Annotated in this window: 5 protein-coding genes; 3 read left to right on the forward strand and 2 right to left on the reverse strand. The window is 67.4% G+C overall.

Annotated features, from left to right (window positions below):
• Window positions 1–463 precede the first annotated feature (463 nt).
• A complete protein-coding gene (locus tag AC3A4T_RS23130) occupies window positions 464–949 on the reverse strand; it encodes a hypothetical protein (protein ID WP_487677527.1) in 486 nt (161 codons plus the stop codon).
• A 52-nt stretch (window positions 950–1,001) separates the two neighbouring features.
• Window positions 1,002–1,532, reverse strand: coding sequence for a hypothetical protein (locus AC3A4T_RS23135; protein WP_056107745.1), 531 nt, complete (start codon window positions 1,530–1,532; stop codon window positions 1,002–1,004).
• A gap of 72 nt (window positions 1,533–1,604) precedes the next feature.
• On the opposite strand from AC3A4T_RS23135, the gene AC3A4T_RS23140 reads away from it, so the two are divergent.
• From AC3A4T_RS23140 to AC3A4T_RS23150, 3 genes are all read left to right on the forward strand, one after another.
• Entirely contained in the window at window positions 1,605–3,797 is a 2,193-nt protein-coding gene (locus tag AC3A4T_RS23140; RefSeq protein WP_487677528.1) for a RelA/SpoT family protein, read from the forward strand.
• A gap of 119 nt (window positions 3,798–3,916) precedes the next feature.
• The gene (locus AC3A4T_RS23145) at window positions 3,917–4,201 is read left to right on the forward strand and encodes a hypothetical protein (RefSeq protein WP_487677529.1); all 285 of its coding nucleotides are present in this window, start codon (window positions 3,917–3,919) and stop codon (window positions 4,199–4,201) included.
• 157 nt (window positions 4,202–4,358) lie between these two features.
• Window positions 4,359–18,275 (forward strand): putative Ig domain-containing protein, encoded by a 13,917-nt coding sequence (locus AC3A4T_RS23150; RefSeq protein WP_487677530.1) that lies wholly within the window; start codon window positions 4,359–4,361, stop codon window positions 18,273–18,275.
• Window positions 18,276–18,280 lie beyond the last annotated feature (5 nt).

The following is an 18,280-nucleotide window of genomic DNA, read 5'->3' on the forward strand; positions in this document are numbered from 1 at the left end:
GCTTCCGCCACTAAAGCGGCGGGTCACTTTCTTTTGTCTAAAGCAACAAAAGAAAGGTAACCAAAGAAAAATGCTTTTTTGTGAATCAAGTGCCCGCACGATCGGTGCTGACGCAGGCATGCGCCACACGGGACATCCTGTCCCGGTGGCGCACGGCGCACATCCATGTGCGCCGCCCTACGGGTGTGCTGTTGTTCTCGCGAGTTAGCGGCTTCGCAGCGCTGGATGGACTGCGCGGCTTCGAACTCGAGCAAAAGCCACATGGCCTACCTGTAGGAGCGGCGCGAGCCGCGACCGCGGACCACACGCGGCGACGAACCTTCGATGACAACGCGCGAATCAAGCGCACATCGCGAACGACATCCCCAAAAACACAAACGCCGGCTAAGCGCCGACGTTTGCGATCAACTGTTCGCGGCTCATCGCGCGATCGACCGTGCGACCGCCGGCCGAAGTCGAAACCTCAACCCCCGTCAACCCGCTTGACCTTGGCCTTCGGAATCTGCCCGTCCACCTCGAGATACCACGCCCCCATCATGCCGGGCTTGATGGTGACCTTCGGCGACGTCACCGGCTTGCCGATGAACAGCGAGCCGTCGATCACCCGCCAGCGCTGGCCATTGTCGAGCACGATCACGCTGCCGCCGGAGAAACCGCGGAACTCGCCCTGGATGGTGGAATGGATCGGATCGGCGGCGACCTTGGAGAACGGGTCGTTGCGCTCGGCCTGGATCTTGCGCTCGGCTTCGGCGACCGCCTTGGTCTGATCCTGGCTCAACAGTTCGTTCAACAACGTCAGCTGCGCGGGCGACAGCGTCGACAGGCCGGTGGCCTGCATCTGCTCGGCGCTGAAGCGCTGCTCGACGGGCACGTAATGACGTTCGGCCGCGCTCGCGCCGGCGGAAACGGCGAACAGCACGGCAAGGCTCAGTGGGGCGAACGCACGCATGAGAACACTCCGAAAATAAGACGCAAAAAGGGATCGCTCGTCGTCGCGCAGCTTACTTGGTCCGGGTGACCTTCGCGCGGGTGTTGTAGCCCTGCACCGCCATGTACCAGACGTTGCCGATCACGCTGGGGGTGATGCGCACCTGCGGCGCGTCCAGATGCACGCCGGGCAGATCGGCGTTGTCGTCCTGACGCCATTCCTGGCCGTTGTCGAGGATGTAGGTCTGGCCGCGCGCGAAGCCGTTGAACGGGCCGGTCATGCGCGCCACCACCGCTTCGCGCGAACCCGAGCCGAGAAAGCCGCGGTTTTCGTGTTTGACCTGGGCGCGGGTTTCTTCCTTGGCCTTGACCACGGCCTTGCTGGTTTCGCTGTCGAGGGTGCGGTTGAGCCAGGCGTTCAGGTTGCTCAGCTGTTCCGGGCTCAGTTGATCCAGGCCGGCGGCCTTGAACTGCTCGGCGCTCATCTGTTGTTCGATCTTCGACTGCGCCAGCGCGGCCGGCGCGACCAGGGTCAGGGCGATCGCGGCGGCGATCAGCAGACGCGACGGCGCGCGGCGCGGCGTGGAAAGGAGAATCGCGGACATCGTGCTGTTCCTCGGGGCGGATGCTCGCTAGTGTAGACGCTCGCTCTTCCCGCTTCGATCCGTCCCCACGCAGTGAACGTTCCCGCCGCTCCGTCCCGCCCCGATCTGACCCACGTCCTGGCCCAGCCCGCGGCGGCGGCCCTGGCCGCACCGCTGCGCAAGGCCCTGACCGAGGCGGCGCAGGCGCCGCAGGCTGGGGCGAATGCGCTGGACGCGCCGGCGGTGGTCGCCGCGACCCTGGACGCGCTGGCCCTGCTCGACGCCGACAGCGACACCGTCGCCGCGGCGATCCTGCACGCTTACCCGGGTTGGGCGAACGCGATGGGCGCTGGCTTCGAGCGCGATTATCCGGTGGTCGCGGCCCTGCTCGACGGCCAGCGCGCCGCCGGCCAGGTGTGGGCGCTGCACGCCGAGCAGGGCCGGCGTTCGGGCACCGAAGGGCTGCGCCGGCTGCTGCTGGCGATCGTGCGCGACCTGCGGGTGGTGCCGATCCTGCTAGCGCGCCAGCTCGCGCGCATGCGCCACGCCGATCATCTGCCGGCGGAGACGCGCCGCGAACTCGCCGCGCTGACCCGAGACATCCACGCGCCGCTGGCCAACCGGCTCGGCATCTGGCAGCTCAAGTGGGAGTTGGAGGACCTCGCGTTCCGTTATCTGGAACCGCAGACCTATCAGAAGATCGCCCGCCTGCTCGACGAAAAGCGCGGCGATCGCGAGCGCTACATCGAACAGGTCAAGCGCACCTTGCGCGAGGCGATGAGCGCGCAAGGGATCAAGGCCGAGGTCGCCGGCCGGCCCAAGCACATCTACAGCATCTGGAAGAAGATGCAGCGCAAGGACGCGCCGATCAGCGAGCTGTACGACCTGCGCGCGGTGCGGGTGATGGTCGACGACCTGGGCGCGTGCTACGCCGCGCTCGGCGTGGTGCATGCGACCTGGACGCCGGTCCCGAGCGAGTTCGACGATTACATCGCCAGGCCCAAGCGCAACGATTACCGCTCGCTGCACACCGCGGTGATCGGGCCGGAAGGCAAGACGCTTGAGGTGCAGATCCGCACCCACGAAATGCACCGCCAGGCCGAGCTCGGCGTGGCCGCGCACTGGAAATACAAAGAGGCCGGCAGCCACAGCGCCGACGCCGCGTTCGATCGCAAGATCGCCTGGATGCGCCGGCTGCTCGACGCCAAGGGCGACGGCGGCCAGGGCGGCGACGAGGCGCTGGCGAGCGAACTCGATACCGAACTGGTCGAGGACCGGGTCTATGTGCTCACGCCCAAGGGCGAGGTGATCGATCTGCCGACCGGCGCGACGCCGCTGGATTTCGCTTATCACGTGCATACGGAGGTCGGACATCGCTGTCGCGGCGCCAAGGTCGACGGACGCATCGTGCCGCTCGACCACAAGCTGCGCAGCGGCGACCGGGTCGAGATACTGACCGCGAAAACCGGCGAACCGCGGCGCGACTGGCTGGTGCTGGCGAACGGGTTTCTGGCCAGCAATCGTTCGCGCGAGAAAGTCCGCAACTGGTTCCACAAGCTCGACCGCTCGCGCAACGAAACCGCGGGCCGCGAATTGCTCGACAAGGAACTGCGCCGGCTCGGTCTGCTCGGCGCCGATCTGGCGCCGGCGCGTGAGCGCTTCACCCTGGCCAGCGACGGCGACCTGTACGTGCAGGTCGCGCTCGGCGACATCGGTCCGCATCAGATCGGCCGCGCCTTGCTCGAACACGAACGCGCGCAGGCCGCGCCGCCGCCGGCCGCGACTCATGCGAGCGGCACCACCGTGGTCACGCCGCCGGCGCCGCGCAAAGTGCCGGGCAAGTCGACCGATTTCACCGTCGAAGGCGTCGGCAATCTGCTGGTGCAGTTGGCGCGTTGCTGCCAGCCGCTGCCGGGCGAACCCATCGTCGGTTATCTGACCCGCGGCCGTGGCGTCAGCGTGCATCGCCCCGGTTGCGTCGCGTTCGAACGTTTGGCCGCGGCCACGCCGCAGCGGGTGCTGCCGGTGGAGTGGGGGCGCAAGGGCAGCGGTTACGAAGTGGATATTGAAGTGCTGGCGCTGGACCGCAAGTGGCTGCTCAAGGAAGTCACCAACGTCATCGCCCAGGCCAACGCGCACGTACTGAGCATCCGCAGCGATGTAGAGCGCAACGGCGCGCAGGTGCGGTTGCGCCTGCGCTTGCGGGTGGCCGATTACGGCCAGTTGTCGACCTTGCTCGGCAAGTTGTCGTCGCTGCCGGCGGTGGAGTATGCGCAGCGGCAGTGAGGTTTCGGGTTCGCGGTGGATGGGGTGGGTAGCGACACGGCCACAGCAACAGCGACAGCAACAGCAACAGCAAATCCCCCCTGCCCCCCTTTTTCAAAGGGGGAACAGCAAAGGCAGTGTTGATCGAGTTGTTGGCCGCGATGGTGGCGGCTGCAGCTTTGCTGTTGCTGTCGCCGCGGCCACTGCCGTCACCGTTACCACTGCCACCGCCACCGCTGGTGCTGTTGTTGTTGCCTTTGCTGTTGCTGTTCCCCCCTTTGAAAAAGTGGGGCAGGGGAGATTTGCTGTTGCTCCTGCTGGTCGCCGCGCCCCATTCGCCGCGCCAAAACCCCACCCGTCCCACCAATCAATACCCGCCCATAAAAAACCAGACTCGTAACAAGCAAAAAAAACGGATCAGCTAATTAGCGAAATTCCGCGAGCAATTTTCAGTTCTGCTCGACGCATCGCAAAACCGCATATTCCCAGGCAAAAACACCTAAACCCGCGCGCCTTCGGCGTGGATGCAGTCTTCGACAGACCCGACCAATCCGGGTCGTAACCACGCTCGAGGACAGGACGATGGCGGCAGTGATTTCGGGTGGCGGTCTTGGCTTGTTCAACAGTTCTTTCAGCCAGATCGGCAAGGGCCTGGGCGCGAGCGCGCGTTACGGCCAGGGGCAGGACAGCCAGTACGTCAACATCGCCACCGGCAATCTGCTGCTGCAAAGTTTCGACGATCAGGTCGTGATGCGCGGCATGACCGTTGGCTTCAGCCGCACCTACAACAGCCGCGGCAGTTTCGCCGGCGCCGGCCGCGACGCGTGGTTGACCGGGTTCGAACGCCGGATCGAATTGATCGGCACGCTAAATCAGACCGGCAGCGTGATGCGCCGACACAGCGGCGACGGTTCGTATCAGGATTTCGCTTACGCCGGCAACGGCTTGTACCGATCGACCGTCGGCGACGGCGCGCACGACAGCCTGCGCCGCGACGGCAAGACCCAGCAGTGGCTGTACGAGGAAGGCGATACCCGGTTGGAGGAAACCTATGCCGACCCCGGCACCGGCGGCCGCCTGACCCGCATCCGCGATCTCAAGAGCGATCCGCTGCAGCCGACCACCTGGAACCTGAGCTACGACCCGCAAGGACGGGTGAGCGAAGTCGCCGCCAACGACGGCAACGGCAACCTCAGCCGGATGGTGTTTAGCTACAGCGGCGCCAACCTCGCCAGCGTCACCAGCCATGCCGGCAGTCAGGCGGTCGGCCGGGTCTGGTACGGCTACGACGCGGCCGGGCGCTTGAGCACGGTGACCCACGACCTGACTCCGCAAACGTCCAACGACGACGACTGGATGGCGGCCGCCGGCGTCAACGACGGCCGTTTGTTCCGCACGACGTACAACTATGTCGACGCGAGCAGCCTGCAGATCGCATCGGTGCAGCACAGCGATGGCGTCGTGGTCAGTTACACCTACGATGCGCTCGGCCGGGTGCGCACGCTCACGCGCGGCGATCTCAACGACAACGACGCCGACGGCCAGGGCCAGACCCTGAGCTTCGCCTACGACAGCGAGACACGTTCCACCCGGGTCAGCGATTCGACCGGACGCACTTGGGTCTACTACTACGACGAAGCCCATCAACTGATCGCCGCGGAACAGCCATCCGCCGGGGGTTGGCAGGAAACCTACACCTACGAGTACGACGCCGACGGCAATCTGATCGCCGCGATGACCGACGGCGTGGCCGGCACGGTCTATCGCTACGACGACAACGGCAATGCGATCGAGCAGCGCGAATTCATTTCCTCCGGGCTGCGGGTGATCGCCCGCGTCACCGAACGGAGCTTCAACGCCGCCAATCAAGTCACCAGCGAAACCGTCTACGAAGTCGACGAGGGCGACATCCTCGGCTTTGCCGGTGGCGACGACGTCGGCAAGAATTCGGCGTCGACGCCACCGTCGAACGCGCTGATCACTCGCTATATCTACGACGCGGCCAATCGACTGCGCTTCGTGGTCAACGCCGCCGGCGAGGTCAGCGAAAGCGAATACGCCAGCACCGGTTTCGGTATCGGCCGGTTGCTGAAATCACGCCAGTACCTGGACGCGACCTACAGCGGGGATTACACCCTGGCCGCACTCGAAGCCTGGGCCGGCGCCGCGTCACGCAAGGCCAACAGCGGCCTGACCCAGTACAGCTACGATGCCTTCGGTAGTGTGGCCTGGCGTCGCTATGCCGCGGTCGACGCCGCCGGCAACGGCATCGCCAATGATGCGGATCTGATCGAAGGCTATCGCTACGACGAACGCGGCCGCGTGCTTGAGCGCAACGCGTCCAACGGCGCGGACTTGCGCCGCACTGTCTACGTTTACGACGGCATGGGCCGCCTGCTCGCGGAGAAAGTGTTCGACCGCAACGCCGTGGCGCTGCAGTCGCGCAGTTGGGCCTATACCGACTCGCAGCGGCTGGCGATCGCGATCGTCGAGGGCGGCGCGGTCGGCGATGGCGACCTGAGCAACGACCGGGTCCGGATCGAACAGCGCGACGCCGCCGGGCAGGTGGTGCTGGTCAGCGAACGCGCGCTCGGCGGCCCGGCCGCGACGCGCGAGACCCGCAACCTGTACGACCGCGCCGGGCTGTTGCGCGCGGTGCAGGACGCCAACGGCGGCCGCAGTTATCTGTTCTACGACATCGAGCGGCAACTGGTGGGCGAGGTCGACGCGACCGGTGCCTTGATCGAATACGTCCGCGACACCTTCGGCCGCATCGTCCAGACCCTGCGTTACGCGACCTTGCTGGACACCCGCGCGTGGATGCCGGCGCCGCCGGCCGAGCCGGGCCTGACCCAGGTGCCGATCAACATCGACCTGGTGCGGCCGACCGCCACGCCGCAGGATCGCACCGTCACCACGTTCTACGATCTGCTCGGCCGCAAGAACGTCGAAACCGATGGCGAAGGCCGGGTGACTTATTTCAGCTACGACCTCAACGACCGGCTGATCCGCACCCGGCAATTGCCGCGCGTGAACGCGCCGCAGAACGAAGAACGGATCACGCGTTATTTTTTTGATGCGATGGGACGCGAACTCGGTCGACTCGACGCCGAGGGCTATCTGGTCGAACACAACTACGACCTCGCCGGTAATCGCACCCGCAGCGTCGCCTACGCCACCGCCGTCGCGGCGAATCTGCGCGAAGCCACGCTGGGCCAGATGCGTCCGGCCGCCAGCGCGCAGGATCAGGTCACGCTGTGGTTCTACGATGGCCGCGGCAACACCTTGGCGATGCTCGACGCCGAGGGCTATCTGACCCAGTACCTGCGCAACGAACGTCTGGCCCAGGACACCACCCGCGCATTCGAAATCCAGTTGACCGGCCTGACCGGGAACGAAACCCTGGCGACCTTGCTCAGCCGCGCGCAGGCCGGGCGCGTGCGCGAAACCCGGCGCGGCTACGACGCGCTGGGCCGCCTGAGCGTGCAGACCGATCCGCAGGGCACGGTCACCCGCAATGCCTACGACGCGCAAGGCCGTCTGACCCGGGTCGAGATCGCCGCCGACACCAGCGAAGTGCGCGACGGCCGGCTGCGTTACAACGTGTTCGGCGAATTGACCGGCGAACTTGGGGGCGAGGGCACGACCCGTCTTCGCCCGGACATGACACAGGCGCAGATCGACGCGGTGTTCGCCCAGTACGGTACCCGCCACAGCTACGACGGCCTGGGACGGCGCATCGAAAGCATCGATGCCGGCGGTCACAAGACCTGGTACTTCCACGATGCCGACGGTCGCCCGACTTACACCGTGCGCGGACTGCCGGGCACGAGCGGCGTGCTCAACGCGCGCGGCGAAGTCAGCCAGACCCGCTACAACGCGTTCGGCGAAGCGATCGAGACCACCGCCTACACCGGCTATCTGCAGATCGCCGTCGCCGGCAGTCGCGACAGCGTGGCCGCCGCGCTGACGACCCTGGCTTACACCGCCGCGACCGACACGCGCCGCGGCTACGGCTACAACCGCCGCGGCCAGCTCGCCGAAGTGCGCGACGCCGAGAACGCGGTGCTGCGCTACGGCTACAACGGCCACGGCGATCGCACCGTCGAGCAGCGCGCATTCGGCACCGCGCTCGAACTGCGCATCGACAGCAGCTACGACAATCGCGGCCTGATCAAGACCCGCATCGAAGCGCCGAACACCGCCGTGCAGCGGCAGTTGTCGTGGAGCTACGACGCCTTCGGCCGGGTCGTCGCCGCCAGCGACGCGCGCGGCGCGCCGACCACGTTCGGCTACGACCGACTAGGGCGTCAGATCAGCCGCAGCCAGACCGTGCAGGGCCGCGCCGAAACCTGGATCAGCAGCTACGACGCCTATGCGCGTGTGCTGAGCCAGACCGATCCGAACGGACGCGTCACCCGCTATTTCTACGACACCGCCGCGCGCAGCATGCGCGTGACCACGCCCGAGGGTATCGAGGTCACCACGCTCTACACCCGGCACGGCCAGCAGTTGTCGGTGTCGCAGGCGATCCCCGGCGGCGCGGTCGCCACCACCCGCTACAGCTACGACCGCGACGGCCGCCTGTTGTCGGTGACCGATCCGCTCAACAAGCAAGCCAGCAACGAGTACGACAACCGCGGCCTGCTCAGCGCGAGCGTCGACGCCAGCGGACGCCGGGTCGAACTGCATTACGACGCGGTCGGCCGGGTGCTGCAGCGCATCGAGGACCCGCAGCAACTCGCATTGACCACGAGCTACGTCTACGACGGCCAGGGTCGCCGCCAGCGCGTGACCGACGCGAGCGGGCGGGTCGTCCAGCACGGTTACGACCGCGAAGGACGGCTGCTGGAAACCGCGCTCGATCCCGACGATCTGAACCTGCGCACCAAGTACTCCTACGATGCCCACGGCCGCCAACTCACCGTCACCGAGGGCGCCGAAACCGCGCGGGCGCGCACGGTTCGTTACGACTACGACCTGTTGGGCCGCCGCGTCGGCGAAGTGGTCGATCCCGCCGGTCTGCAGCTGACCACCGGCTATGTCTACGACGCCAACGACAATCTGCTGCGACGCTATGTCCTCGACGGCGGCAACGAGCGCCACACCCAGCGCAGCTATTACGACGAGGCCAACCGGCTGGTCTACAGCGTCGATCCGACCGGCGCGATTGTCCGCCACTGGTACGATCCGGCTGGCCGCGAGGTCGCCACGCGCGCCTACCGGCAGGCGACCGCGCCGGCCGGACTCAGCGATACCACCACGCTCGCGCAGTTGCATGGGCTCAGCATCGAGCAGGCCGGCGATCAAGGCACTTACGTCGTCTACGACGGCGACGGCCGGGTGCGTTACCGCATCGATCTGCAGGGCCGCATCAGCGAAAACCGCTATGACGTGGCCGGGCGCCTGGCCTCGGAATTGAGTTACTCCAACACCATCGCGATCAACGACGCATTGCGGCAGCGTCTGCGCGCGGGCACCGTCCCGCCGCAGGACATCGCCGCGTTGATCGTCTCCAACGACGCGCGCATGGTCAGGCATGTCTACGACGCCGCCGGCCGCGAGCGTTACACCCTGGTGCAGGACAGCGCGAGCACGGCGACGGTCAGCGAACGGCGCTTCGACGACAGCGGCCGCGTCATAGCCGAAAACCTGTACGGCGTGCGTATCCCGATCAGCACCGCGCTCACCGAAGCCGCGGTGACCACCGCGCTTGGCATCGCCGGCGGCACCGGCAATCTGCGCCAGACCCGTTATGTCTACGACCAGGCCGGCCGCGCGCGTTACACCGTCGACGATGCCGGCGCGGTGGTCGCGCGCGAGTACGACGAAGCCGGGCGGGTGACCGTGGTGCGGCAGTACGAGGGCCTGATCGCGGCGGCCACGCCGATGACCGAGGCCGCGCTCGCCGCGGCGGTCGCCGGCATGCGCCAGCGCATGACCGTCACCCGTTACGACAACGCCGGCCGGGTCGAGCGGGTGACCGACGCCGTCGATCAGGTCGAGCGCTACACCTACGACGCCTCCGGTCTGCTGATCGAACTGCTCGACAAGAATGGGCGGGTGTGGATCTACGGTTACGACGGCGCCGGCCGCCGCGTCACCGAGACCAGTCCGCGGGTGGACGTGTCGACGATCGACGCCGACGGCGTGGTGACCACGCACAACCGTTCGACCGTGACCCGCACGAATTACAACGCGCTGGGGCAGGTGATCTCGCGCAGCGAGGACGACGGCACCGCGCAGGCGCGGGTGACGCATTACGAGTACGACGCGGCCGGTCGGCAGAATCGCACGGTGTTTCCCCTGGCCGGCCGCATCGATCCGGTCACCGGCGCGCTGGATATCAGTGGCGCCCGGCCCAGCACCGAGGTCGGCTACGACAGCCTCGGGCGCGCGGTGGTCAACAAGGACGTGTCCGGCCGCTACAGCTACAAGGTCTACGACGATTTCGGCCAGTTGTATCTGGACATCGACGCGGCCGGTTACCTCACCCGCTACGAATACAACGTCTTCGGCGAACGCACCGGCCTGTACCGCCACGCGGCCGCGTTCGATTTCGGCGCGCTGTCGGGCTGGTCCGCGGGTCAGGCCATCGGCTACGCGCAGGCGCTCAACGGCGTCATCCACGACCCGGCCAAGGACCGCGGCATCGCCACCTTCTACGACACGCGCGGCCAGGTATCGCGGGTCGAACAGAACGCGCTGGAGTATTACCGCGACGACGGCACCATCGCGACCGGCCGGCCCACGACCGCGTACGAGTACGATGCCTACGGCCGCAAGGTCAAGGAATCGGTGCTGCTGCAGGGCACCCGCGGGCAAAGCGACGCGCGCTGGGCCGACAGCTATTTCTACTACGACGACCTCGGCCGGCTGGTGTTGAGCGTCGACGCCGAGGGCTATGTCACCGCCAACGAGTACTACCCCACCGGCGAACTCAAGCGCAGCATCGAATACGCGCGCGCGATCGCGACCTCGAACCTGAGCACCGCGACACCTCCGTCGCCGCCGGCCAGCGGCGACGAGATCGTCGGGTTCGACCGCATCATGCGTTGGGAGTACGACGCGCTGGGGCGCAAGCAGCGCGAGTACACGCAGCATCACTTCGCCGACCGCCAGGGCGGCTCCGGCGTGCGCGAGGTGATGAGCCAGTTCGAGTATGACGGCCGCGATCGCCTGATCCGGCTGAGCGACGGCAACGGCGTCACCAGCACCGAGTACGACGCGCTGGGCCGCGCGATCAACCTGACCGAACCCGCGCGCAACGTGCTCGCCGCCGATGCCGACGCCCAATTGCGCAACGGCGCCGACCTGGGCGTGGGCACGCTGTACGCGTGGGCCTCGCCCTACACCCAGATGCGCTACGACGCGTTCGGCAACGTCATCGAGACCCGCCGTTACGCCAACGGCCTGCGCGCGGGCGGCGCGGTCGCCGACGACCAGCGCGATCAGGTCGAACGCGTGCGCTACGACGGCCAGGGCAGGGCGGTCGCGGTGTTCGTCAAGCGCGAAACCGACACCGGCGCCGGCATCGCGAGCGGCAACCGGACCTATCTGATCTACGACGCCGCCGACCGCATCGTCGAGCGCTGGTCGGTGCTCGACACCGACCTGGCGGGCGGCGCGGTGCGCGTGCACGATCGTTTTCGTTACGACCCGGCCGGTCGCCAGCTGGAATCGCAACGCACCCGCGAATCCGCGGCCGGCGCGGTGCTGGCCACCGATCTGCTCGAGACCGTGGGCTACAACGCCTTCGGCGAAATCGTCAGCAAGCAGTACGGCGACGTGGCCGGCGTGCTGGATTACCACTACGACCTGGCCGGACGTCTGCTTAGCGACAACGAAACCGGCGCGCTGCGTTCCTATGGCTACAACCTGGCCGGCCATCGCGTGCGCGAGGCGCATTTCGTGCTCGGCGCGGCCGGGGTCGAATCGGCGGTCACCCGTTTCGGCCTGGACCGCCTGGGCCGGACCGTCGCCAGCGAATTGCCCGCCTACCAGGACGGCGCCGCGCCGAAGCCGACCACGGCCCGGCAACTGGACCGTTGGGGCAATGCGCTCAGCATCGTCGACACGCGCGGCTATCGCACCGATTACCGCTACAACGAACGCAACCAGGTCACCCGCGACGAACGCCCGCTGGTGGAAGTGGTGTCCGAGAGCGGGGTGCGCCAGTGGCTGCGTCCGGTCAACCACTGGTTCTACGACGCGCTGGGCCGGCTGGTCGCGACCCGCGACGCCAACGGCAACACCCGCAGCAACGAGTACGACGCGAGCGGGCGCATGATCGCGTCGGCCGACGCCTTGAATGAGAGAACCCTGTTCGCCTTCGACGCCCTGGGCAATCAGCGCCTGACCCAGAACGCGATGGGCTATCTGACCTACAAGGATTACGACAGCCACGGCCGCATCGTCGGCATCGGCGACTATCTGCCCAGCGGCGCCGGCATCGCCCGCGAGCGCAACAGCCTGCAGCGTTACGTGCTCAATCAGAACGGCGACCGCAACGGCCTGTACGACGCGCTCGACAACCTGGTCCGCTATCGCTACGACAGCGCCGGACGGGTGGTACGCAGCCAGAGCGCGTCGGGCGCGGTCAGCACCTACGGTTACGACGACCAGGGCCGCAAGATCGACGAGTTCAACGGCATCGACACGATGACCTGGAGCTACGACGTGCACGGCCGCCTGATCGCCCATCGCAACCTGGGCGGGCGCCAGCTGAGCAACGAGTACGACCCGGTTACCGGTCAGCTGGTGAACGAGCGCCAGACCGGCGGCGCCGGCCTGGATGTCGGCGACGGCGCGCGGCGCACGACCTACTACCCCGACGGCCGGGTCAAGGCCATCTACGAACAAGGCAGCGCGACGCCGAGCTATCGCTACGAATACGACGCGGCCGGCAATCGCGTGGTCGAGGAGGTCGACACCCGCGACGCGTCGGGCCGGCTGGTGCGCACCCGCACGCGCAGCCTGTACGACAGCAACAACCGCATCCAGCGCGTCTACACCGACGAACTGGGCAGCGGCGGCGCGCCGGTCAAGCGCATCTTCGATCTGAGCTACAGCTACGACGCCGCCGGCAATCGCCGCAGCGTCCGCGCCAGTTCCGGCTACGGCCCCAACGCCACCGGCGTGGGCGCCGAAAACACCCGGCCGCAGGTCGTGCAAACGCCGCCGGCGCGCTGGTTGCGCAGCGGCCAGAGCGCGGAATTCTCGATCGTGTTCGGCGATATCTTCCGCGACGCCGAGCAGGACGCATTGACCCTCGGCATCGGCCGCGCCGACGGCTTGCCGTGGCCGTCGTGGCTGCAACTGAGCGGGCCGGACGCCAACGGCCAGGTGCGTTTCATCGCCAACCCGCCCGCGGGCACGGTCCAGCAGATCGAAATACGCTTGAGCGCGACCGAGAACCGTCCCGGCGGACTCAGCGAAGCGACCTCGTTCGTGTTGTCGGTCAATGCGAATCGCGCGCCGACGGCGATCGACGCGGTCGAACCGGTGCTGCGCGCCAAGGTCGGCCAGCCATGGGGCCGCGACCTGCTCGCCAGCGACTACTTCGTCGACCCCGACCTGGGCGACGTGCTGCGGCTGGAACTGGAAAGCGCGGTGCCGTCGATTTCGAGCTGGCTCAGCGCGTCGCCGGACGGCGGTCTGCTGCGCCTGCGCAGCACCCTGCCGCCCGCCACACCCGGCGACTACAGCTTGCGCCTGCGCGCAACCGACCAGGGCGGTCGCAGCGCGATCAAGACCGTGGTGATCCGCGTCGTCGCCAGCACCGCGCCCACCGGCCCGAACACATTGCCGCCGCGCGCGGCGACCATGGGCCGTCAATTCGACTGGAGCATGCCGCTGTCGTCGGTGTTCACCGACGCCGACGGCGACCGCCTGAGCATCGCCACGATAGGTCTGCCGAACTGGCTGTCGTTCCAGCAGACCACCGAACAAGGCCAGCCGCAGTTGCGCCTGAGCGGCCGCGCGCCCGACGATGTCGCCGCCGGTCACGTCTACACGTTCCAGTTCAAGGCCAGCGACGAAAGCGGCAACAGCAAGCTCGCCAGCCTGTCGATCACCTTGCGCGCGTTCAACACCGACCCGTATCTGGGCGGCACGATCAACGACGCGGACATGGTGCTGATCCGCGACGGCAGCTATTACCCGCCGCCGTTGCCGGCCTTCCTCGACAGCGACGGCGACGTCGTGAGCGTGCGCCTGACCGGTTTGCCGCCCGGGCTGACCTTCGATCCGCTCACGCGCCAGATCGGCGGCAACGCGGCGTTGGGGACCTACTGGCTGACCTACAGCGCCGATGACGGCCGTGGCGGCAGCATCAGTCAATCGCTACGGGTGATCGTCCGCGACAACGCGCCGCCGACCGTGCCGGCGTTCACTCCGCCCAATCCGCGCCAGGGCGCCGCGTATCGCTATGTGATCCCGGAGTCGTTCGACCCGGACGCGCCGGTGAAATACTGGGTCAATGCGCAGCAGTTGCCGTTGGGGTTGAGCTTCAACGACCTCACCCGCGAAATCACCGGCGTGCCGACCGAGCAGGGCAGCTTCAACGTGACCATGTCGGTGTGGGACCGTTTCGGCGCGACCACGGTGACGAGTTTCGCGATGACGGTGACCGCGCCGGCGGCCAATCAGCCGCCGGTGGCGACGGTGCCGTCGGCGTTGCTGATCTTCGAGATGGCGTCCAGCAACTCCGAGCCACCGGAACTCACCCTGGATCCCGGATTGTTCGTCGATCCCGACGGTAACCCGATGGTCTACACGATCTCCGGACAACCCAATTGGCTGTCGTACCGGTTAGACGGTGACGTCCACACGTTCAGCGCCGACCGCAGCGCCTGGTTCTCCGATCCGTCGACCTTCACCCTGACCGCGCACGACAGCGAGGGCGGGTATGCCGCGCTGAACATCCGCGTTCGCGTCCAGCGGGGCGCGCCGCCCGAACAGCCCGGCATGGACCCGTCGCTGGATTCGTTCGAATTCGACATGGGCACCGGCGCGCCGCCGCACGAGCACAAGGCCGATTCGGGCATCGAGCCGGGCGCGATAGAACCTGGCGCAATAGAAGCCGCCGTCCCGGTCGAGACCAAGGAGTACTGGTACACCTACGACGCCGAGAACCGGCTCAAGATCAACAACGGCGTCCTGCAGGCCGGCCAGATCGTGCTCAGCCACCTCGAGCGCGAATCCTACGAACTCAAGTACGACGCCGCCGGCAACATCGTCGCGCGCTTCAGCCTGCGCACCGCGTCGGGCGCGACCGTGCCGACCTTGCGCGTGGAGCGCTCGGTGTACGACCTGCGCGGCAATCGCCGGATCGAGCTGCATGAGCAGGTCGTCGGCGGCGGCATGGACGCCTACCAGGGCGTGCGCAAGCGTTTCGAGTACGACGACAACAACCGCGTGACCGAGGTGCGCGAGTACTACGCCAACTCGATGAATTTCGATATCGGCGTGGATGGCGCGGAGTGGATCAGCCTGGGCGGCTGGCTGTCGGCGGCGGAGATTTACGTCTACGACATCGACGGCCGCCTGATGAGCCTGGACACCAAGGGCCGCGCCGCGCTCAACGTCAGCTGGATACGTCCGGCCCACAACAACCACCTCGCCGCGCAGTACAACGACCTGGGCGTGCTACAGGCCAAGACCTACGCCGACTACCGCATCAACACCGGGCGTCAGCCCAACGGCCCGCTCGCCGACAATCGCGCCACCGGTTACGACGCGGCCGGCCGGCTGATCCGCTACGACTACAGCCCCGACGCCAGCTACGCCAGCACCCAGCGTTACAGCTACGCCTACTACGGTTGGGACAGCTACCAGGAGAAGACCGTCACCGGCACGCGGCCGGCCCAGCCCGCCCAGCCGGCCACCACCAACACCCTGACCTACGACAGCTTCGGCCGTCTGCGCTCGCAACTCGAGCACACTCGCTTGAACAGCGGTTCGATCGAAGACCGCATGCGCTATTACAGCCACGACGGCGACGGCCGGGTGCAGACCCGGCGCGAAGGCGTGATGCGCAGCGGCGTGTTCACCCAGGACGGCGCGGGCGGGCCGGGCAATTACTTCCTCGTCCACGCCGGCGGGCAGCAACAGGCCGAACTGCGCGAGGGCGTGCAACCGAGCAGTGGCTTGCCCAGCCGTCAGATCCAGAGCCTGGGCGGACGCGGCTATTACCAGGCCGGTGGCGACACCGTCGTCGCCCAACCCGGCGACACCCTGCGTTCGCTGGCCCGGCGCGTGTATGGCGCCGAGCAGCTGTGGTATCTGCTCGCCGATGCCAACGGCCTGGGCGATCCCGATCAGGAACTGGCCGCCGGCACCCGGTTGACCGCGCCGGATACCACGGTCGCGCACAACGACGCATCCACCTTCAAGCCCTACGACCCGGCCGCGGCGATCGGTCCGACCGCGCCGGGTTTGCCGATGATCGCGCCGCCGCCGAAGAACCACTGCAACGCGGTGGCGATGGTGTTGATGGTGGTGGTCGCGGTGGTGGTGTCGGTGGTCACCTACGGCGCCCTGGCCGCGCCCGCCGCGGCGTGGGTGGGCAGCGCCACCGGCGGGGCGATCCTCGCAGGCGCCGCGGCCGGCGCGGCCGGCAGCGTGGCCAGCCAGGCGGTCGGCAGTGCGACCGGGGTCAGCAGTTTCAGCTGGCGCAACGTCGCCGCCAGCGCGGTCGCGGGCGGCATCACCGCCGGCATCGGCGCGACTTCGTTCGGCGAAGCGATGAAGACGACCGCGCAGGGCCGGGCCGCGCTGGCCGCGATCGGTTCGGCGGCGAACTACGTCGGCCAGAAAGTCGCCGGCCTGGACACCGCTTTCAGTTGGCGCAACGTCGCCGCCGCGGCGGTGAGCGCCGCGGTGTCCAGCAAGATCAACGGCGCGCTGGGCCTGCAGGGCGAAGGCTTCGCGGTCGGCTTCGGCGCGAATCTGACCGAAGGCGTGGTGAGCCAACATGTGCGCCAGGCGTTCGGCCTGGCCAGCGCGGCCGACGCGTCCGATTACGGACGGATCGCGCTGGATGCGTTCGGCAATGCCCTGGGCAACTGGCTTGCGAGCAACACCGGCGGCAGTGCGAAGACGCTCGAAGCGAATCTATCGAAATCGATGGCGGCGACACAGCAACGCCTGGATGCCGAGATCGAGCGCGATGCCGCGCTGGACGTCGGCGCCGATCTGGACCGTCGGTTCGCCGGTCTGGCCGCGTCCGCGGATATGCGCTTGTCGGCCGCGATCGATATGCAGGCCGATGCGCGCGTGAACATGTGGCAATGGTCGATGCAGAACTTCGCTTCGACCCAGGCCGACCTGTACGCCGCGGTGGCCGGCCGCGGGCGGCTGGCGGCGGCCTCGTTCGCGAGCATGGCCGTGTCGGCGTCCGGCAGCGGGGTGGTGGCGGTCGGCGATATCGATCTGAGGGTGGAATCGCTGCCGGCCGATCAGAACCCCGGCTTCTACAAGGACGACCGCATCGTCCGTCGCAATCTGGCTGAACAACTCGAGCACGCGCGCAACGCCGGGGTGCTGGAACGCGCGAGTTGGTATCTGAGCGAGCATCGCGGTCGCGTGGGCGAGCCGGTGGGCTTGACCGAGGCAAGGCGCGACCTGGAAGCGTTCGAGCAGGCGCCGGAGTTCATCCCGTTGGCCGCGGTCGAGGACTACTACATCCGGTTGATGGAGCACGACAGCGGTCAGGCGCTATTGCCGGCGCAGGAGGCCGCGCGACTGCGACGCACGCTCGACCAGTTCAATCGCTATTACCTTGGCGACCTGCCCTTGCCGTTGAACGCTCCCAGCGCCGCGGAAGTGGAGGCGCAACAGCGCTTCAAGAACGATATCGGCATGGGCTTTCTCGGCGTGTTCGCGGCTCCCGCCGGCCTGACCCGGCTGGCCGGCGGTTCCGAGAACGCCGTCGAGGGTATGTTGCGGGTCGGTTCGATCGCGTTGGATATGGCCTCGCTCAAGGTCGACGGCGCGTTCGCTCCGCGCGCCATGCCGATGCTGCGCGGTACCGCCACGCGGTTGTACCCGCAGCGCGACGGGCTGTTCTCGGTGGACCGCGACACGATCGCGCACGATCTCGCCGGACGTGCGTTGACACTCAGCGGGTACAGGAACAATCCCACCGCTCGTAAGCTCGAAGAGCTCATCACCCCGTCGGGTCGTATCGAGAGCAAGCAGAAGAGCGGCACCTACATGTACGTCATCGACCGCGATGGCACCATCCTGATCGGTACCCGCGACGGCAAACGCATGCCGCATCCCAGCTTGATCGGCGGTGAGAACCCCAGAGTGCTCGGCGCCGGAATCATCGATATCCGTGGCGGGAGAATCCATTCGATCGACAATGTCTCCGGTCACTTCAAGCCGGGTCAGGGCTCCATCGAGGCGGCGCAACGCGCCTTCGGCCAACTGCCGCGTTCTGTGTTCAGCAAGGATTTCCAGGGCTATCGTTCGTTCGATCCGGGGCCGCATTGAGAGCA

Source organism: Lysobacter sp. Soil_N_51, assembly GCF_057655755.1.